Below are 17,881 nucleotides of genomic sequence, written 5' to 3'. Positions count from 1 at the left end.
TTTTTGTCAATACCAAATATTGTGTATATACTGGGGAATGAGAGGAAAGGCTGTGAATAGTCTCAATATGAATATCCTGGCCGATTTGGGTTGCTCACCGAGGAAGTTATCCACAGAAATGACCCCTAGAATCAGGCCTCAGCAAATTACCCGGGCCATTTTTCTTCTCTTAGAAGGCCATTCGCCCAATTTTCAACGTCACTTCCTCGACACCATGGAGAGGAATGAATCGACCGCCGAGACCGAGAACCACAACGTGTGTATCTGCCACATCCGTCTCATACCGGCTAAGGAACCACCAATTGTGTCTTGCAGTATTTGGCCGGACAACTGATTCCAGAAGCTTCTTGCTTTGTGACTGAAACATCTGCCGAATGAATTGCTGTTCTCGAGTCGGTGTACGCTGATCCATTCGGTCCACCGCTTTGCCGAGTTCCTGTTCAATAAAGCGCAAATAGTCGTCCATGGTCGGATTCGACCATGCCAGGCCGACCGCGACGGTAAGTGCCACGACCAGCATGCTCAAACGAAGTAGGCTCATGAGGCTCTGAACCTTTATTTCCGATGCGATCCGACGGTGACCAAACCGGCCTGATTTGGTAAACGACTGTCAGCCGATCAGCTTGCCCTGACTTCGTTCATCTGATCCTTGTGACTGGGGGTCCATGACGGATGTTCGAGGGGGAGCCGGTTGATCCGGATCGAGAACCCGTCGGATCCGCCAGACGGCCCAGAGACCCGGTAGGGCCACCACCACGGTCAAGACAAAAAACTGCGTCCATCCGACCATGGCAACGACATCCGCTGATGGGCGGCCGGCAAATACCCTTCCCAACGCCTCCAAGGAAGACAGCAGCGCGAACTGAGTGGCCGTATACCGCGGATTACAGAGCGACATGACCAATGCCACGAACGCTGCCGTTCCCATCCCTCCTGTTACATTTTCGATCACGACTGCCGCCGTCAGTACCGTCGCATTTTTTCCCGCCAATGCCAATGCGACAAATCCAAGGTTTGAGACAGCCTGCAATACACCGAAGAGCAACAACGACCGCACGAGTCCGGACCTGGTCATCAAGAGCCCGCCGAAAAAAGCGCCCAGCAATGTGGCAAAAACACCTAACCCCTTCACGGCGCCGACATCCGTCGCGGAAAAGCCAAGCCCACCTATCAGGAAGGCAGTCTGGAGCGTAGACGCAAAGGCATCTCCAAGCTTGTAAAGGATAATCACGGCCAGGAAGCCCCATGCATGAGGCCGGGCGAAGAATTCAGCGAGCGGCGCGCCGACGGCTTCTTTCAGGCTCTTTGGGGCGTCGGCAACAAGTGTGGGAGCCGGGCTGACCAAGACGATAACCATTCCCGCCAGCATGACGACAGCCATCGCGAGATACGTCATCTGCCATCCAATATAATCGGCAAGCACCAACGCGCCGGCCCCTGAGGCCAGCAAGGCAATACGATACCCGTTCACCCACACCGCCGCACCCAATCCACGCTCGTGAGGACGGAGTGTTTCCGTACGATAGGCGTCAAAGACGATGTCCAACGAAGCGGCAAGAAATGCGACCAGTAACGCATACGCCGCCAGCCAGCCGGGATGAATTCGCGGATTGGTCGCGGCCATGAGCCCGAGGCCGACTGCAACGCAGAGTTGAGTCAACACCATCCATCCACGGCGCCGACCTAACCAGGGCGGAACCACCCGATCCATCACAGGGGCCCAGAGGAATTTGAGGGTATAGGGAAGTCCGACCAGCGTGAAAATACCGATGGTCTTGAGATCGACTCCCTCGACCGTCAACCAGGCCTGCAAGGTACCGGACGTGAGCGCAAGCGGAAGGCCGGATGCAAAACCCAACGGCAGCATCACCAATATGCGCCGATTCATGAGACCGGTCAGATCGAAGGATCCGTGTTTCATTGAAGCTCACTCGTGCGAACGTCGGCTGAGTCAAATGTACTCACAGGCATAGCGGCTGAGGCGATGTTCAGCTGCAACGCAGAATACCATCGCCTCCCGGCGCGGCTCAGCAGAATCACAAAACATGCGGGAGAAGATTCATCGGGTGGCGTGGAACTAACAGGGCTGTCCGTTGAACAAACAAGGCTTGTACCGTGAGATATCGAAATCCGTATTTTCCTGATAGACCCTTTCGTTACCGTTGACCCCGTCCTGCTCCGGATCGTTCCACATGGTGTGATTCCACCAATAGAACAGAGGTTGGGCTTCGGTCTGGTAGACGGGATTGCCGTAGCTGCTGCGGGAGTACTCCTGAACCAGCCGGGCGGTCACATAGTCGATCTGGCCATTGCCGCTGAGGGAATACAGCATGATGAAAAGCCGCGCCTCATGGTCATACAGTTCATCGACACGAGTGTTGAGATCAGGCTCGACGGGAAGAGAATCTTTGCTCCAGCCCGTCGAAGATGGGCTCCACAGCAACCAGGTGACTATACACATGAGAGTAAGCAGGCGCACGACCTTCACGTTCACCCTGGGGATCTTGCCTTGATCCTAAGCGGGCGCATGTCCGGCGACTAACGAACTACGGTCAGGTCCATCAGGTCGACATGCAACCTTGCCGGAACACACATGATCTCCCTATAATGCTTTCCATCTATGAACATCCGTGCATCACTTCATACGCTCGGCTGCCGCCTGAATCAAGCCGAAACATCGATCCTGGGCGAAGGGCTTCGGCACAAGGGTTTTCAGCTCGTGGAGTTCGGCCAACCGACCGACCTGCTCGTGCTCAATACGTGTGCGGTTACGGAAGACGCCGAACGAACCTCACGATACCTGATTCGCAAGACCCTGAAACACTCTCCCCATGCCTTCATCGCGGTGACCGGCTGCTACGCTCAAACGGGAATGGAGACACTCAAGCAGCAAGCAGGAATCGATCTCATCGTGGGCCACCAATTTAAACTCGACTTGCCTGCCTATCTTCCGCCCGCCCGCGAGCTGCAGAAGCGACCCGTCATGGAGATTCATCATACACGAACGATGTCGCGCGGAAACTTCGACCTCCCGCACTTCGCAGAACCTGACTCCACCCGTGCGCTGCTCAAGATTCAGGATGGCTGCAGCGCAATGTGCAGCTTCTGCATTATTCCGTTTGCGCGGGGGCACGAGCGCAGTCGAACATTCGACGACATCCTCCGTGAGGTCGAATCCTTAACGGCTGGAGGATACCGGGAGATCGTGCTGACCGGGGTGAATATCGGGCAGTATTCGCACAACGGCTTGGACTTTTGCGGGTTACTGCGGCGACTCGATCGAGTCGCCGGCCTCGAACGCATCCGCATCTCTTCGATTGAACCCACAACAGTCGGCGACGAATTGCTTGAGATCCTCGCGTCATCGAAGAAGTTCTGTCCGTACCTGCATATCCCTTTGCAAAGCGGAGACGACCAAGTCTTGCAGGCTATGAATCGACGCCATACGATCAAGACCTATTGTCGACTGATCGAAACGGCCTTCGCGATGGTTCCAGACCTGGGCCTTGGAACTGATCTCCTGGTCGGGTTTCCCGGGGAAACCGACGCGGCATTTCGGAATACGTTGGCCGCCGCAACAGACCTTCCCTTCTCCTATTTTCATGTATTCCCCTATTCATCCAGGCCGGGAACAGCCGCGATGCGCCTGAAACAACGAGTGCCGTCGGCCACGCTAAAGAAACGGACAGGCATGCTCCTGGATCTGGATCGGGCCAAACGGCTCGCGTTCCACAATAGGCAAATCGGGAAGACTGTTTCGGTTTTATTTGAAGCGGGAATCCGAGAATCGTATCGCGTCGGTACAACTCCGAACTTTACGAAGGTCGCGGTCATGGATTCCGAGGCTCTTCAGAATCGGATCCTCCCCGTCACGATCTCCGCCGCGACAGACCGCTGTACGTTCGGCCATGTCGTGCATGCTCAACCGGCAAACACTACCCTGGCGGTACTATGATTGTGAAAACCCTCCCCCAAGTACACATCGAAACCTTCGGCTGCCAGATGAACGAATCCGACAGCGAACTGGTTCGCTCGATGCTCAAGCGAGAGGGCTTCGTCTTTACCGAAGACCGTGAACTGGCCGATGTGGTGCTGGTCAATACCTGCGCCATTCGAGAGAACGCTCACAACAAGATCTACGCCCATCTTTCCGAGTTGAAGGCGCTGAAGAAACACCGTCCGCTCGTCGTCGGCGTCCTCGGCTGCATGGCCCAAAACCTCAAGGCCGCCATGGCGGAGAAGGAGCCCCTCATCGATGTGTTGGCCGGGCCTGACGCCTACCGGCAACTTCCGTCGCTGCTGACGACAGCCCTCGCTGCGCAAGAACAGGGACTGTCTCAAAAAGGATTCGCCCTTGAGCTGTCGGAGGATGAAACCTATGAAGGGATCATGCCGGACCGCGACAGCGGGGTGAATGCCTGGGTCACCGTGATGCGAGGCTGCGATAATTTTTGTTCCTTCTGTGTCGTTCCCTACACCAGAGGACGAGAACGCTCACGAGATCCGGAGTCCGTGCTGTGTGAAGCTCGTGATGCGGCCGTCAGAGGGTTTAAGCAAATCACGCTGCTCGGTCAGAACGTGAATTCCTACCGTCACGGAGAGTGGGACTTTGCCACACTCATCAGCGCCGTGGCAGACACGCCGGGCATCGAGCGAGTACGATTTACCTCCCCTCACCCTAAAGACTTTCCCTCTGGACTGATCGAGGCCATCGCCACGCATCCAAAAGTTTGCAAACACATTCACCTGCCGCTTCAGGCAGGGAGCGATCGGATACTCGAACGGATGGGACGGACCTATACGGGAACCGAGTACCTGGCGCTGGTAGATCGTATTCGAAGCGCCATCCCCGATGTCGTCCTGACCACTGATATCATCTGCGGGTTCTGCTCAGAGTCGGACGAGGACTATCAAGCCACTGCTCGCATGGTGGAACAGGTCCAGTTCGATTCGGCCTATATCTTCAAATATTCCGAGCGGAAGCACACGATTGCGGCAAGAAAATACCCGGACGATATCCCCGATCACGTCAAGGGGATGCGCGTTGCCCGACTGGTGGAGATTCAACGCCGCATCACCTTGGAACGCAACCGGCAGTACATCGGCACGGCTCTGGAAGTATTGATCGAAGGTGACGCAACCCGTTCTTCTTCACAAGGGATGGGAAAGACCGATGGGAATATCACGGTCGTATGGGACAAAGGTACCGGGCACTTTCAGCCGGGCACTCTCCTGACGAAGCATATCTTTGATGCATCGGCTGCGACTCTCTATGGGGAATGACGGCTATCGCTTTCCATATAGCTGTCCTGCTGAGACGTGTGGCCGTGCCTTCTGGGACAATTCTGGACGCGCAACGGTCGGAATGAACATTTTCTGACAGCCTCCCTGACTATCTTCTGACGCTTTTTCACCAATCATTTTCATCCCGATTCAACGCAATCGTGACCATGACGGACTTCTTCCCCTTTCTCTCTCAAGCGGTCGCACCACCAAATAATTCATCACTCACCGCTAACTCTATGATTATCAAAGTGCATTCTGCGTGAAACTTTTCCAGTCGTCTCGACCTCTCGGTCATATGATGCTGAGAAAAACCCGTCCCATCTGGACAGCAATCCAGCTTCGATTATCCAAACTCAGAAGGCATGGACCTTGCTGAGCCTTTCATGTCCATCGATTTGACATCTAGGAAACTTGCCGTCCGTCATGAAGCCCGCGGATTCCAATTCAAAGCCTACTCCCAACTCTTCTGATACCCGCATCACACTCGAAACGATCATTTCAGTCGGGGTAATCGGCTGGTTGGCTATAGGGATGATACTGATGGGCCTCGGTATCTGGTAGTTCGCCTGAGCCACGGGAAGATGCAGAGCTTCCATCAAATTTCAGGATGAGCCTTCAGCGATCAAGATTACACATCAGGAGACCCCACATGCGCAGATACTTCAACATCCACAGTTCCCAATACGTCGGCGCTTTGATGTCCCTGAGCCTGCTCGTGACCGGTTGCTCGATGTTTTCCGGAGAGGCGAAGGTTCAGAAAAACGCGAAAGGATCGGTTTATCTCAAGGAAATCGCTGATTGGTCGTTTGAAGCCAGCCATCCGGTCTCGATCGATCAGATGACCATGCTGAAAGTCGTCAAAGGCGTCATGGCCGACGACGTCCTGAAAATGCCGGCCAACGCGCCCGCCAGTGGCAGCAAGCCGATGAGAGTATTCAGCGATGAAGACGCCGAGTTTCTTGCTCCCCTGCTAGCCCAAGGCTTATCGCAAGCCAAACCGGAGCAGATTGTCGGTTTTAAGGTGTCTCCATCGGCAGGGTCAGGCACTGAACCCACGGCGGGCACCCTCTATGTTCATAAAGGCTCGATCTACATGACCCTTGCGGCTTCTCAGAATAGGAAGGCTTCGGGCTTCGTGCCAAGCTCCGCCGCTCGCCTTGAAAAGGCTCCTTCCTTCGTCGCGATGGGAAGCGGAGCCATGACGATGGTGATTGATCAGCAGGCTCTCGCCAAGGCGCCGATGTCGGGCTCACTCCCTGTAGCGGGGCTACCGAAACCCATGCCGGCTTCTGCCTCACCGGCCGCCATGCAGGTGCCGAGCGCTCCGGCCACGACAACAACACCGCCGCAGGACGCATCTATCGCCACCCAGGATTTTTCGATGAACATCCCCGTCGATTCGGGGACTCCTCAATTGACCACCGATGAGCTGCTGAACAAGAAATTGGATGAACTCCGCGACGCGCGCGCGGCCAATAAGGCGAAGGATTCTGAGATCGCGATGCTGAAGAAAGAAGCCGCGTGGATGAAGCAAGAGCTTCGCCAACGGGCGGAAGAGATGAAAGCCATGAAGGCAAGCAAGACATCCAGCCGTCCGGCCCCGAAAAAGAAATCGGCGGAAGCGCGCCCGATCCGCTGAGAACCGACCGATCAGCCGATGTCGTACAACTCAGGTTGGAGCAAAACGACTTCCCTGGACAGGGGCTGGCGAAAGTTCATGCGGCAGTAGCAGGCATACGTCACGTAGGTATCTTGCAGACAGTACTCCGCAAGCTCGCGGCCCTGCCCCTTCTCCCACATTTCGGCCACCTGCTCTCCGCTGCCTGATTTAGTTTCCACCTGTAACGCTCGGGCCAAGACATCGAGCTTGACCCAACCCCTCGTATCCCAATTACTCCAAATCGCCATCGTGTCATAGACCGGTTCGGCACGGAATTTCGCCAGATTGATGTCGAGGCTGGGTTTCACTTGATTGATGATCGACCGCTTCCGAATGAAGGGGAGGTCAAAACCAAGCCCGTTATGCGTGATGAACAAGGTGGGACGGTCGTGGGCCAGTCTGGCCCAAAATTGCCGGAGCAGCTCACGTTCGTCAGCCCCAAACCAGGCCACGGCGCTGCGAGCCTCCATCTGATCGGAAAATTCCAGCAGACCGATGCAAACGATGCGGCTGAACGTCCCATCGAACGCTGATTTGGCATACGACTCGTCCTCCGCGCGGCGCCGTTCTTCAGCAACCCCTGCTGCAAAGAGATCGTAGGCCCCTTCCGCCGGTGGAGACCCCTCACTAGCCGGCGATTTTCCCAATAGACGAGCCCATTCATTGCGGGGAGCCTGAACGGTTTCGATGTCGAGCACGACCTTCATTGTGAAGCTCCCAACGTTTCGCGCCGCAAGGCCTCGATCACCGCATAGTCCGCGGATGGAAACTTGAATTGTGTGAGCTCTTCGGGATGCACCCATCGGATTTCTTCGCAGCCGATGGGAACCGGCTCACCCTGTTCAATCGCGCAGCGAAAAAAATGCAACTCCACGATCTTGTCGGGGTAGTCGTGCCGAACGATCTGATACGGGATAGGGAGGTCGATGTGAATACGGAGTTCTTCGAGCAATTCCCGCTGCAAACACTCGGTGAGAGATTCGCCGCGTTCCCGTTTTCCGCCCGGAAACTCCCAGAAACCGGCCAGGTGAACTCCATGCTTTCGACGTGCGATCAGATAGCGACCGTCCCGATGGATAAGCCCCGCCGCCACTTCAACGACTTGCACGACTTACCTGCTACCTTTCACGAGTCGGACTGAACGGATAGGTCTTACAGAAGGCCTTCATCGGACACAGCAGACAATAGGGGGCACGGGCCGTACAGACCATCGCTCCAAAGTCCATGATGGCCTGGTTAAAGTCATACCCCTTTCCCGTCGGGATCAGAGCGGCCGACAATTCCCATAGCATGGTCTTTTGTGTTTTAGGATCGCCCTCGGCGACGAAGACCCTATGTAGGACTCGAATCACGTTCGTATCCAAGATCGGTGCATCTTCATTGAACGCGAACGAGCGAATCGCCCCGGCCGTATAACGCCCAATGCCTTTGAACGAGAGCAATTCCTCGGCGTCGCTGGGTAATTTCCCTCCGTACCGTTCCACCGTTTCGCATGCAATGCCGTGCAATCGTTCCGGACGAATGTTGTATCCCAATGGGTACCACGTCTTCTTCACATCAGCGACCTGGGCTTCCGCCAAATCCTCAAAACTCGGATACCGCTCCAAAAACTCGTGATACTTCGGGACGACCCGATCGACTTGCGTCTGCTGGAGCATCACCTCGGAAACGAGAATGTGATAGGGGTCTGAGGTTTTCCGCCAGGGTAAATCCCGACCATATTCCCCATACCACTTCAGGAGCCGCCGCTGAAATCGACGTTTAGCGGAAAGATCCGGAAGAACAGACTTGCCGGGTTTTTTCTTGTTGGAAGGACGCCGCGCAGGCATGAACCGAGCCTTAATTATGACCGCCGCTTAACCGACGGCATTGTAGAAGTCCCTTTCCCCAAAAATCAAACCTGTTGCCCGGCTCACAGCTTTGAGACCGTTTTGCAAGCTCCTCTAGGCAATTACGCAATCTGTTCAAAGCAAAATTCTCGTGGTAGCCTATAGATAACCCTATAGGCGAGGGCTATGAACGTGGAGACCCTCCGAGATCGGTTGCTTAGAGTTTTGGTCATATCCGGAAGTGTGGCCTGTGCTCTCTCCCCGCTTCCAGCCTCATCTGAAACCCTCCAAGTGCCATGGGAGTGTTCCAACTACGCCGGCGACGCGCAGGTCCGTTGTGTCAACGCGTTCATGGAAGCGCAGCAGAAAAAAATCGCTGAACTCGAAGGAAAGCTCCAAGCCCAGGAGGGCACCGTCGGCCAACTCAAAAGCCAGCTCGACCGGCAATCGACGGCAACAGCTGATCTGCAACGCCGGCTTACGGAGCGGCCCGCCACCAGCGTCATCCCGGTCCCTTACTCATATCCTTACTCCTTCGGCTACCCCTTCGGTATGGGCCTTGGGTTCGGCCTGGCCTTTGGCGGTTCTGGGATCTACGCATCACCTTACTACGGCCCTTATGTTCGTCCTTTTTGGGGTCCTCGACATTATGGGTATTGGGGTTATCGCTGGTGAGGCCTTGGATGGAGTTAGCCTGCAGAACACCTACAGCCTATTTACCACCTACTCTGCTGCTCGGATCTGGCTTTTCATTGACAAGACGGCTTCCGACAACTAGCCTGCCCAATAGAACACGATAGGTACAACATCGACCAGCTGGGTTGAATCCCCATATACCAAGCGGGTCGGGGATCTGCCGATAGACGAGAGGATGCCCGATGGTTGTTCGTAAGTTCCCGCGGTTCCCACTCGCAGTACCGAGCACGTTGGTTCAAAGGGACAAGCTTCGTTACAAAGCCTCCGTGAAGGACCTCTCTCTGAAAGGTTGTCGGTTGGAGAGCACTATTCGCCCCTTCACCGGGATGATGGTGGAGCTGCTTCTCGAACTGCCCGGCGAGGCTACCCCGATCCATATCAGCAATGCGACCGTCCGATGGACCGGGTCGCAAGGCTTGGGAGTCGAATTTCTGACAGTGGCGCCTGCTGACGAAGAACGGCTCAAGCGTGTGGTTGAGCAACTCTCGGTTCAGGCAGGGCAGGCCTTAGTCTTTCCCAAAGCCGCGAACTAATACAAGCCCGTCGGTGTTTGGCTGTCCGACCCGTTGCATTCCATCCATCCTGAACCGTATTCTTCTTTCATGGACCTCTCGTCGTTGTCGACGGAACAATTGAAGGAACTGGTACGGGGCCTCGTGGACGATCGGATTCGCGAGTTGATCGGGGATCCCGATCTCGGTCTCCGGCTCGGCGATTCACTCAGAGCCCGCCTCAAGCAGTCGTTGGCGAGCGGCGAGCGGCTGTCCGGTGAAGAGGTGGCCGAGCGACTCGGGCTTCGGTGGTAGGCTCCCATGCCCTGGTATCGCCTCACCTTTCGAACCGGCACCGCGCAGGACCTCGCCATGATCGACCAGCCCATGGCGCAACGGCTCCTCGACAAGTCCAAGTGGTTGGCCTCCAATGTCGACAACCTGCGACATGAACCCATTGCGGACGACCTCCCGGGACTCTGCAAGTATGCCGTGGGGGAATGGCGGATTTTCTATGCCATCGACCGCACGGAACAACTCGTCGACATTCACGCCATCTTGCGGCAGAGCGAGCTTGGCTTCTAAAACACTTCGCTCGACCGCGGTCAGTTGATGGCTCCCAGAACGTCGGCGACATGCAGCTGAAACGTCCCCCGCGCCGCGTCCTCGATGTAGTGCCTCAAGGCCTCCTTCACCACCGGAAAGGCAATCTCATTCCACGGGATCTCGTGGCGAGGAAAGAGCCGCACGTCCAGACTTTCGAATCCTGCGCTGAACTGCTTGATCTGTAGACGGCCGATGAAGGTGATATAGACCTGTCCGATGCGGGGCAGGCTCAACACCGAATGGAGCTGCACGATCGTCACCTGCGCCTGCGCCTCCTCAAGCGTTTCCCGCATCGCCGCCTGTTCGGTGCCCTCACCGAGTTCCATGAAACCGGCCGGATAGGTCCAGAGTCCGGATTTCGGCTCGATGGCCCGCCGGCACAAAAGGATTTGATCTTCCCATTCCGGAATGCAGCCTGCGACGATCTTGGGATTATGGTAATGAATAGCCTGGCAGGTTTCACACACGAAGCGAGGCAGGTTATCACCCGGCGGAACTTTTTGGATCACGGCCTTGCCGCAGGCACTGCAAAAATTCATCACCTGGCCTCGTCTTCGCCGATCATCGGCAGGCAAAATGGATAACACAAAACGTCGATTCTTTGCACCTTGCCCGCGTGGGCTTGAAGGCGCGCTCGAAGGAGAGCTCCATAGCCTCGGCGTGCCGGCGACGACCAAGACGGAAGGCGGCGTCGGCTTCAGCGCTCCCTGGTCGACCATGTACTGGGTCAATCTCAAATCGCACATCGCCAGCCGCGTTCTTTGGGAAGTCGGACAGAGCGTCTACAAAACAGAACACGATGTCTATCAGGCTGCCTATGCGCTCGCCTGGCCCGAATGGTTCGCGCCCGCTCAGACAATCAAGGTAAAGGTGAGCGCGCGTCGCTGCCCGCTCCCCAGTCTGGACTTCCTGACCCTCCTTATCAAAGACGCCGTCTGCGATAAGTTTGTCACAGCTACGCAGCGGCGACCCAGTGTCGATACGGAACGGCCGAACATCAAGCTCGACGCCTTTCTGGACCAGAGCACGGTCACGTTTTATGTGGATACATCGGGAGAGCCGCTGTTCAAACGCGGCTATCGGACGGTGTCCGTCGAGGCGCCATTGAAAGAGAATCTGGCGGCGGGCATTCTGCGTCTGGCCGGCTGGACGCCGAAAGATGTCCTGGTCGATCCCATGTGCGGCGGCGGGACGATTCCTCTCGAGGCCGCCTTCATGGCCCGGCAAATTCCGCCGGGCATCTCGCGGAACTTCGCCTTCGAGCGGCTGCTCGTCCACGATCCACAACGGTGGGGCCATCTCCGCGAAGCGGCACGGGCGAAGCAAGTGGACCAGGTGCCGGCTGCCATCTATGCGTCCGACCGGAATCCGGCGATGGTGAAGATCGCGCAACGGACGTTTCAAGGCGCCGGAGTGCCGCTTGATATCCGGCTGAAGCAACGCGATATTCTGGATCTGGAAGCGCCGGCTGACAAAGGCGTGATGGTCATCAATCCGCCCTATGGAGTGCGCCTCAGCCGGTCGGACGAGCTGGAAGCGCTTTACCCCAAGTTGGGCGATTGGTTGAAGCAGCGCTTCGCCGGCTGGTGTGCCTACGTGCTGTCCGGCGATGCCCGCGTGCCGAAGCTGATCGGGCTGACACCGTCCAAACGTATTCCCCTCTTCAACGGGGCATTGGAATGCCGACTCTATGAGTTCGTGATCGTCCAAGGCGGAGCAAGGCGGCGCCTCACGCCCCCAACGCAGGCTTGAGATTTACCATCCCCGAGAAAAGTAACCGGTCGAACTGAAGAAGACTTTCTTACCGCTTCACACGAACCGGATGTTGAGCAATCAGCGGGTCCGGGGTGGACTGGCAGATAGGCATCCGATCAAACGTCACGATGAAACGCCGAGTGCTTGCGGAGTCCATTAGTTGCCGCTAATTCCGATCCCTTCCCCTTGACTTCTGCGCGCCGCAACCTATCAGGCTGTTATAATGCTGTGAACACTCAGCAAGGATGGACGCCCATGGAAAACACGATATTGTCGACATTACCGGTACTTCCCGTCAAACGGACGGTCTTGTTCCCCGGGGTCATGATGCCGCTGACGGTCGGGCGACAACGGTCCGTGGCTGCAGTCAACGCGGCCATGAAGACGGAAGAGAAGATGATCGTCGTCGTGGCGCAGCGGGATCCTCAGGCTGAAGAACCAGGCCTGGCTGATCTGTACTCCATCGGAACGAAGGCGATCGTCAAGCAAATCGGACAGACGTCGGAGGGAGTGATCCACGCGCTGGTCCAGGGACTGGATCGCGTCGTACTCTTAAAAGAAGAGCAGGCCACTCCCTACCCCACGGTACGCGTCCGTTCTCTCGAACGTCCTTCCGACAACGGACCCGAGGTTCAAGCTCTGCATCGCGCCATCCAGGAATTACTCTCCGATTTACCCAAGCTCATCGAAGCTCCGGGCATCCAAGAAGTCAGCGCGGTGTTGAGCAACGAGAATGATTCCATCGCACTGGCCTATCGCATCGCTTCACTCGTCAATCTCAACGTGGTGGAAGAGCAGCGGCTACTCGAATGTTCTTCGACTTTGGATCTCCTCCGTAGCCTCTACGCCGCGCTGTCGAAAGAAATCCAAATCCTGCAGTTGCGGGAAAAGATCGCCAAGGATGCGCAGACTAAAATCGGCAAGAGCCAACGAGAGTACATCTTGCGCGAACAGCTGAAAGCCATCCAGCAAGAGCTGGGCGAAGGCGAGGGAGAAGAAAACGAGGTCGCCGGCTTGAAGAAGCAAATCGAGGAGGCCGACCTGCCCGATCATATTCGCAAGGAAGTCGAACGCGAAGTCACCAGGCTGGCCAAAGTACCGCCGACGTCACCGGACCATCAGGTCCTTCGCACCTACCTTGAACTGGTCCTCGAACTTCCCTGGAAGAAGGCATCCAAGGAACACCTTGACCTCTCGACGGTGCGTCAAGTCTTGGAAGAAGACCACTACGGGATCAAGGAGGTCAAAGAGCGGATCGTCGAGCATCTGGCGGTACTGAAGCTCAACCCGACTGCGAAGGCTCCGATTCTCTGTCTGGTCGGGCCTCCCGGAGTCGGAAAAACAAGCTTAGGGCAATCGATCGCGAGGGCGATGGGCCGGACATTTGAACGATTCAGCCTCGGCGGCGTCCATGATGAAGCCGAGCTTCGGGGCCATCGCCGCACATATGTGGGATCGCTCCCGGGCCGCATCATTCAGGCCATCCGCCGGGCGGGAGTCAACAACCCGGTGTTGATGCTCGACGAGGTCGACAAGATGGGGCGGGATTTCCGCGGCGATCCGGCAGCGGCATTGTTGGAAATCCTCGATCCGGCGCAGAACCACACGTTCCGTGATCATTACTTGGATTTACCGTTCGATCTGTCGAAGGTATTCTTTATCACCACGGCCAATACCCTCGATACGATCAGTCAACCGCTGTTGGACCGAATGGAAGTCATCCGGCTTCAGGGTTACAGCGAGCGCGAAAAGGCTGAAATCGCCCGCCGTTATCTCTGGCCGCGACGGCTGACGGAGGCCGGCATCGAGGGGAAACAAGTGGTCCTCACGGACGAGGTGTTGAATCTCGTTATCTCGCGGTACACGCGGGAGGCCGGGGTACGCCAGCTCGAGCAAATGCTGGGACGGTTGACTCGAAAGGTGGCACTGACCTTTGCCGTCCTCCCGGATGGCGGGGAACGACAACCCGTCGCAATTCAACCCGACATGCTCGGCGAGTGGCTGGGCTCTGAACGATTCATGCCGGAAGAGGCTCGGAAGAATCTTCCTCCCGGTGTGGCAACCGGCTTGGCCTGGACCCCGACCGGAGGGGATGTGCTCTACATCGAAACCACCTTGCTCCCCGGCAGTCACGAGTTGACCCTTACAGGGCAGCTGGGCGACGTGATGCAAGAGTCCGCGCGTGCGGCTCGGAGCTATCTCTGGTCGCATGCCGAGAGCATGGGTTTGGACATCTCCCGTTTTAAACGCAACGGGATCCATATTCACGTGCCTTCCGGAGCCATTCCAAAGGACGGCCCGTCGGCCGGCATCACCATGGCGACGGCGCTGGCTTCCGTCTACGAGGGCAAAGCCGTACGGAGCGACACGGCCATGACGGGAGAAATCAGTCTGAGCGGACTTGTCTTACCGGTGGGCGGCATCAAGGAAAAGATGCTGGCGGCGCATCGTGCAGGAATCAGACGCATCATTCTGCCGAAGGCCAATGAGAAGGATCTCAGGGAAATCCCGCAGGAAGTGCGCGACGAGCTGACCTTTATCTTGGCGGAACGGATAGAAGACGTCTTACCGGCGGCCTTCAATCCGGACCCGCAGGATGGGGCCGCCGGGGACGAACCGGTGACGACTTCCAGCGCCACAGGGGATGCCTAGGATTCGTAGAAAGAGCGAATAATCTGGATGGTGTTGAACAGTAAGACGTGCCGGCGCGTATACACTGCGTGGCCATAGTAGTGGTCGCGGGGGTTCGTCGAGCCGGTACTGTCCTTGTAATCGACGAGCAGACAGTTCCCTTCACTGGGACAACGCACGGCACGTCTGGCACACTCCAGCCACCGTTCGAATCCATCGTACGGCTCGACTATTTCCCATACTGCCTTGTTGGCTGCCTTGGCCGATTCCGTCGGAGGAACGGCATCGCTCCCGGCGACCGCTAGTTCCTGCACATAGTCTCCGCCCCAGGCAACCGGCATTTCCATTGTGATTTGAGGCAGCTCCATCTTCGCCAACCAGCTCTTGCCATCCGTCCGCAAGTTTCGGTGATTCACGACGTGCAACAGCTTTCCGATTCCGGACGGATCCCACCCATAGCGAACCGGTGCTCCGAAGGTCACCAGGTCGAGTGACCCTCCGGCAAGGAGTGATCCCGTCGTGAGCAAAGAGTCGACGTGTCTGATCGCACCGGTGAGGTTGGCCTGATTGGTCTGTCCAGCATAACCGGTAAGAATCTCGAGCAATTTCGATCGCCCCGTCACCGGACTCGGACAGAGAAGATTCGAAGCAAGGGCCAGAACCAGTCCGGCTTGGCCGTGCGCCAGCACCAGAATCCGGTTTCCCTTTCCAAAGTTCTGATTTTCACAGACTCTGTGCAGTTCGCCGAGCAGAGAAACTGCGGCCAACCCTCGTCCAAGATGATGATGTTCGGATGACCAGAGGAGCCTGGTGCAGACAATCGGCCGAGTCAGGTGCTTGTTGATGGATTGTCTGAACGATCGAATATAGGCTTCGGTGAAGTTACCTGCGTCGCCGACCTGCTCATCCAAAAGGGCTTTCGTCGCAGGATCGTCGGTGAGCGGAGGCTTCAGTCCCCCTGGCAGTAACGGAATGCCGTTGTGTTCCTCCCGCATGGCCGCGAGCAAGGCATCAACACCTGACACACCCCGCGAGTAGCCTCGTTTGAGCCCGCCCGCTTCATCCAATCGCTGCATGCCGAAGACATCCGAGCCATGGATCGAACCATGGAGAAAGACGACGCCTGCGACACCGGCCTGAGAAAGACTCTTCCCACACTTGGCCATGCCCTCCGCCCAAGCCGGAGATTCCGGCGGCGCGACATCTACCAAGTCGGCAACACGTAACCGTTCACCCGGATTCTTCCGTGACAGCTCATCGTGCTGAAAATTATTCTCGATCGGCATGACGCACTACATAGCCGATCTAGGTTCAAGGCTGCAACAACGGCATTGGGACGGTCAATGGACTGGAGTCGGGCTGAGTTCCTGGTCTGTGGCAGGCTTCAACTGAACGCGGGACCTCGGCATGACCGCGGTAGCCGTACAAATCTTATTCTCTTCATCGATCCGGCGGTCGACGATCTTCACGTCTTGAAGATATTCTTGAACGATTTCTTCGCGAGTCAGTTCAATATCCTGCTCGTTCTCGCGTCCCGACCGTTCGCGGACACGATCGATCATATGTTCCTTGACCAACACGCGAATTTGCTTGGCTAAATCAGTGCGGGCGGAAAGCTCCGACACGCGCTGGCAGACGGTCTTCCCTTTGGTTAAGTCCCCCTGACCCTTGCCGATCCAGTACTGATCTGAAGAAAAGCCGCCATCTCCGGCTTCAGCTGTTCGTCTGACCATGGCGGACGTGTCCATAGCCTTACTATCCAGCTGACCTTGAAGTCGGTCGAAGGATCGCTCGGCGTGTTTCCTCACATCGTCAGGTTCCGCCGCTTGCGCCGCAATGAGAACGAGTCCCTCGACAAGACAAAGGCCCACCGCGATGACAAGTCTCATTCCGCGCGTCAAGGCTTCCCTCCTCCTGCTCCAGAGCCGGCCCCGGGTGTTCTCAAGAACGGCGCCGATCGAGAATGCGGACCTGGGTTTTGGGGCCGAGGCGGCCTGACCGACGGCGGAGACTGAGAGAATCCTTGGATCATCGGTTGAGTATTGGTCTGTGGCTGTGCTGTCGGGGTTCGATAAATGATCTCGTTCAATGTCCGTGACCCACCCGGCGCACCGGGAGGTGGAACAAGCTCATGGCTTGGCATCCGGGGTCTCGTCCTGCCGGGCATAGACGGCTGCCGGTTCATGATGATCTGCTGCGCGACTGCGATGTGCGGACTGCTTGGATACAGACCGCCAGCGCTGTTCAGCAGGGCCTGGGGAAGGCCGACCGGCGAGACGAGCACCCAATTGGTCCAGGCTTGCAACACCATGGCATTGGATTGCACTCGATTGAGAATCTCCTTCCGCTTTTCCGCTGCCTGCTGAACCTGATCCGGCGTAGCCGCGTTGCCCAGGGCTTGATTCACCGTGTTCAGCTCCTGCTGAAGCTGTTCGTTTTCTTGTCTCAGTGCCGCCAGCTGCACACGCGCATCTTCGTTTTCTCGAAGCGTTGTGATCGCCTGTGCCACGGCTTCCGTATCCATCTGCGCGAGCAGATCCACTTTCACGACTACGACGTCACCATCCAGAGACGTGGAGACCTGTTGATTCAGGACAATCACCAACCCGGCGGTATACGAGCGGATTTCGTCCTTCGTCACATCCATGTCGCTGACGATGGTGACACTCTCAAGATAGGTCGCGACTTGTTCGAGCGCGTTTCGTTTGGCCGCCTCGACGGCAAGTCTGATCGCATCCTCGCGGGTGTCGCGGTCTCCCATCCGATGCTCGCCTTGCGCGTTGACGACACGGATGTCAGCGAGCGCCGGAACCGCGGCGACGACCGCGACGAGCGCGAGACAAAAGGCCAGAGAACGGGCGGGGGTGGTCGAACGCTGATGCATGGGAGGAGGCGGTTGGTGAGATGGATTGAACATCGCCTCCCCT

At 57.0% G+C, this 17,881-nt stretch carries 19 protein-coding genes; 9 read left to right on the top strand and 10 right to left on the bottom strand.

Annotated elements, in window-relative coordinates; genetic code table 11:
* Positions 1-169: 169 nt before the first annotated feature.
* The 3 genes from H8K04_02610 to H8K04_02600 form a co-directional block, all read right to left on the bottom strand.
* On the bottom strand, positions 170-541 hold the full coding sequence (locus H8K04_02610; GenBank protein UVT16475.1) for a DUF4359 domain-containing protein: 372 nt from the start codon (positions 539-541) through the stop codon (positions 170-172).
* Positions 542-610: 69 nt separating this feature from the next.
* On the bottom strand, positions 611-1,921 hold the full coding sequence (locus tag H8K04_02605) for an MFS transporter (GenBank protein ID UVT16474.1): 1,311 nt from the start codon (positions 1,919-1,921) through the stop codon (positions 611-613).
* A 156-nt stretch (positions 1,922-2,077) separates the two neighbouring features.
* Positions 2,078-2,461 carry a hypothetical protein gene (locus tag H8K04_02600; GenBank protein UVT17838.1) on the bottom strand — a complete coding sequence of 128 codons (384 nt, stop codon included), beginning with the start codon at positions 2,459-2,461 and terminating at the stop codon, positions 2,078-2,080.
* A 159-nt stretch (positions 2,462-2,620) separates the two neighbouring features.
* On the opposite strand from H8K04_02600, the gene mtaB reads away from it, so the two are divergent.
* From mtaB to H8K04_02585, 3 genes are all read left to right on the top strand, one after another.
* A complete protein-coding gene (mtaB, locus tag H8K04_02595; protein ID UVT16473.1) occupies positions 2,621-3,955 on the top strand; it encodes a tRNA (N(6)-L-threonylcarbamoyladenosine(37)-C(2))-methylthiotransferase MtaB in 1,335 nt (444 codons plus the stop codon).
* Positions 3,952-5,283: a tRNA (N6-isopentenyl adenosine(37)-C2)-methylthiotransferase MiaB gene (miaB, locus tag H8K04_02590; protein ID UVT16472.1), complete on the top strand. Its 1,332-nt coding sequence runs from the start codon at positions 3,952-3,954 to the stop codon at positions 5,281-5,283. The genes mtaB and miaB overlap by 4 nt, the downstream gene beginning before the upstream one ends.
* 652 nt (positions 5,284-5,935) lie before the next feature.
* Positions 5,936-6,925, top strand: a complete 990-nt coding sequence (locus H8K04_02585) for a hypothetical protein (protein ID UVT16471.1) — start codon at positions 5,936-5,938, stop codon at positions 6,923-6,925.
* Between the two features lie 11 nt (positions 6,926-6,936).
* On the opposite strand, the gene H8K04_02580 is transcribed toward H8K04_02585, so the two are convergent.
* The 3 genes from H8K04_02580 to H8K04_02570 are packed head-to-tail and all read right to left on the bottom strand — an operon-like array spanning position 6,937 to position 8,775.
* The gene (locus H8K04_02580) at positions 6,937-7,653 is read right to left on the bottom strand and encodes a ribonuclease H-like domain-containing protein (protein UVT16470.1); all 717 of its coding nucleotides are present in this window, start codon (positions 7,651-7,653) and stop codon (positions 6,937-6,939) included.
* Positions 7,650-8,054, bottom strand: coding sequence for a (deoxy)nucleoside triphosphate pyrophosphohydrolase (locus H8K04_02575; GenBank protein ID UVT16469.1), 405 nt, complete (start codon positions 8,052-8,054; stop codon positions 7,650-7,652). The genes H8K04_02580 and H8K04_02575 overlap by 4 nt, the downstream gene beginning before the upstream one ends.
* Positions 8,055-8,064: 10 nt before the next feature.
* Entirely contained in the window at positions 8,065-8,775 is a 711-nt protein-coding gene (locus H8K04_02570) for an A/G-specific adenine glycosylase (GenBank protein UVT16468.1), read from the bottom strand.
* Positions 8,776-8,961: 186 nt separating this feature from the next.
* On the opposite strand from H8K04_02570, the gene H8K04_02565 reads away from it, so the two are divergent.
* The 4 genes from H8K04_02565 to H8K04_02550 all read left to right on the top strand — a co-directional run bounded on the left by H8K04_02565 (position 8,962) and on the right by H8K04_02550 (position 10,547).
* Positions 8,962-9,450 carry a hypothetical protein gene (locus tag H8K04_02565; GenBank protein ID UVT16467.1) on the top strand — a complete coding sequence of 163 codons (489 nt, stop codon included), beginning with the start codon at positions 8,962-8,964 and terminating at the stop codon, positions 9,448-9,450.
* Between the two features lie 203 nt (positions 9,451-9,653).
* Positions 9,654-10,004, top strand: a complete 351-nt coding sequence (locus H8K04_02560) for a PilZ domain-containing protein (protein ID UVT16466.1) — start codon at positions 9,654-9,656, stop codon at positions 10,002-10,004.
* A gap of 69 nt (positions 10,005-10,073) precedes the next feature.
* Positions 10,074-10,277: a hypothetical protein gene (locus H8K04_02555; GenBank protein ID UVT16465.1), complete on the top strand. Its 204-nt coding sequence runs from the start codon at positions 10,074-10,076 to the stop codon at positions 10,275-10,277.
* Positions 10,278-10,283: 6 nt separating this feature from the next.
* Positions 10,284-10,547: a type II toxin-antitoxin system RelE/ParE family toxin gene (locus tag H8K04_02550; GenBank protein UVT16464.1), complete on the top strand. Its 264-nt coding sequence runs from the start codon at positions 10,284-10,286 to the stop codon at positions 10,545-10,547.
* 20 nt (positions 10,548-10,567) lie between these two features.
* On the opposite strand, the gene H8K04_02545 is transcribed toward H8K04_02550, so the two are convergent.
* On the bottom strand, positions 10,568-11,107 hold the full coding sequence (locus H8K04_02545; GenBank protein UVT16463.1) for an NUDIX hydrolase: 540 nt from the start codon (positions 11,105-11,107) through the stop codon (positions 10,568-10,570).
* A 37-nt stretch (positions 11,108-11,144) separates the two neighbouring features.
* On the opposite strand from H8K04_02545, the gene H8K04_02540 reads away from it, so the two are divergent.
* Positions 11,145-12,320, top strand: a complete 1,176-nt coding sequence (locus H8K04_02540) for a class I SAM-dependent RNA methyltransferase (protein ID UVT16462.1) — start codon at positions 11,145-11,147, stop codon at positions 12,318-12,320.
* Positions 12,321-12,578: 258 nt separating this feature from the next.
* Entirely contained in the window at positions 12,579-14,975 is a 2,397-nt protein-coding gene (lon, locus tag H8K04_02535) for an endopeptidase La (GenBank protein UVT16461.1), read from the top strand.
* Here the strand turns inward: lon and H8K04_02530 are convergent.
* From H8K04_02530 to H8K04_02520, 3 genes are read right to left on the bottom strand one after another with little or no spacing between them, the layout of a single operon-like run.
* Positions 14,972-16,240: a hypothetical protein gene (locus tag H8K04_02530; GenBank protein UVT16460.1), complete on the bottom strand. Its 1,269-nt coding sequence runs from the start codon at positions 16,238-16,240 to the stop codon at positions 14,972-14,974. The two genes, lon and H8K04_02530, sit on opposite strands and share 4 nt — an antisense overlap.
* Before the next feature lie 54 nt (positions 16,241-16,294).
* Positions 16,295-16,855 (bottom strand): hypothetical protein, encoded by a 561-nt coding sequence (locus H8K04_02525; GenBank protein UVT16459.1) that lies wholly within the window; start codon positions 16,853-16,855, stop codon positions 16,295-16,297.
* Positions 16,852-17,871, bottom strand: a complete 1,020-nt coding sequence (locus H8K04_02520) for a hypothetical protein (protein ID UVT16458.1) — start codon at positions 17,869-17,871, stop codon at positions 16,852-16,854. Before H8K04_02520 ends, H8K04_02525 begins: the two co-directional genes overlap by 4 nt.
* Between the last annotated feature and the right edge of the window lie 10 nt (positions 17,872-17,881).

Origin of the sequence: Nitrospira sp. (assembly GCA_024760525.1) — a bacterium.
Classification (GTDB): Bacteria; Nitrospirota; Nitrospiria; order Nitrospirales; family Nitrospiraceae; genus Nitrospira_D.
Note: the sequence above shows the minus strand (reverse complement) of the source record. Positions and strands in the feature narration are given on the sequence as shown.

Excerpts from the sequence above, each read along its gene's own strand:
- H8K04_02610 (UVT16475.1), bottom strand. The coding sequence starts at position 541 with ATGAGCCTACTTCGTTTGAGCATGCTGGTCGTGGCACTTACCGTCGCG.
- H8K04_02605 (UVT16474.1), bottom strand. The coding sequence starts at position 1,921 with ATGAAACACGGATCCTTCGATCTGACCGGTCTCATGAATCGGCGCATA.
- H8K04_02600 (UVT17838.1), bottom strand. The coding sequence starts at position 2,461 with ATGTGTATAGTCACCTGGTTGCTGTGGAGCCCATCTTCGACGGGCTGG.
- mtaB (UVT16473.1), top strand. The coding sequence starts at position 2,621 with ATGAACATCCGTGCATCACTTCATACGCTCGGCTGCCGCCTGAATCAA.
- miaB (UVT16472.1), top strand. The coding sequence starts at position 3,952 with ATGATTGTGAAAACCCTCCCCCAAGTACACATCGAAACCTTCGGCTGC.
- H8K04_02585 (UVT16471.1), top strand. The coding sequence starts at position 5,936 with ATGCGCAGATACTTCAACATCCACAGTTCCCAATACGTCGGCGCTTTG.
- H8K04_02580 (UVT16470.1), bottom strand. The coding sequence starts at position 7,653 with ATGAAGGTCGTGCTCGACATCGAAACCGTTCAGGCTCCCCGCAATGAA.
- H8K04_02570 (UVT16468.1), bottom strand. The coding sequence starts at position 8,775 with ATGCCTGCGCGGCGTCCTTCCAACAAGAAAAAACCCGGCAAGTCTGTT.
- H8K04_02565 (UVT16467.1), top strand. The coding sequence starts at position 8,962 with ATGAACGTGGAGACCCTCCGAGATCGGTTGCTTAGAGTTTTGGTCATA.
- H8K04_02560 (UVT16466.1), top strand. The coding sequence starts at position 9,654 with ATGGTTGTTCGTAAGTTCCCGCGGTTCCCACTCGCAGTACCGAGCACG.
- H8K04_02555 (UVT16465.1), top strand. The coding sequence starts at position 10,074 with ATGGACCTCTCGTCGTTGTCGACGGAACAATTGAAGGAACTGGTACGG.
- H8K04_02550 (UVT16464.1), top strand. The coding sequence starts at position 10,284 with ATGCCCTGGTATCGCCTCACCTTTCGAACCGGCACCGCGCAGGACCTC.
- H8K04_02545 (UVT16463.1), bottom strand. The coding sequence starts at position 11,107 with ATGAATTTTTGCAGTGCCTGCGGCAAGGCCGTGATCCAAAAAGTTCCG.
- H8K04_02540 (UVT16462.1), top strand. The coding sequence starts at position 11,145 with ATGGATAACACAAAACGTCGATTCTTTGCACCTTGCCCGCGTGGGCTT.
- lon (UVT16461.1), top strand. The coding sequence starts at position 12,579 with ATGGAAAACACGATATTGTCGACATTACCGGTACTTCCCGTCAAACGG.
- H8K04_02530 (UVT16460.1), bottom strand. The coding sequence starts at position 16,240 with ATGCCGATCGAGAATAATTTTCAGCACGATGAGCTGTCACGGAAGAAT.
- H8K04_02520 (UVT16458.1), bottom strand. The coding sequence starts at position 17,871 with ATGTTCAATCCATCTCACCAACCGCCTCCTCCCATGCATCAGCGTTCG.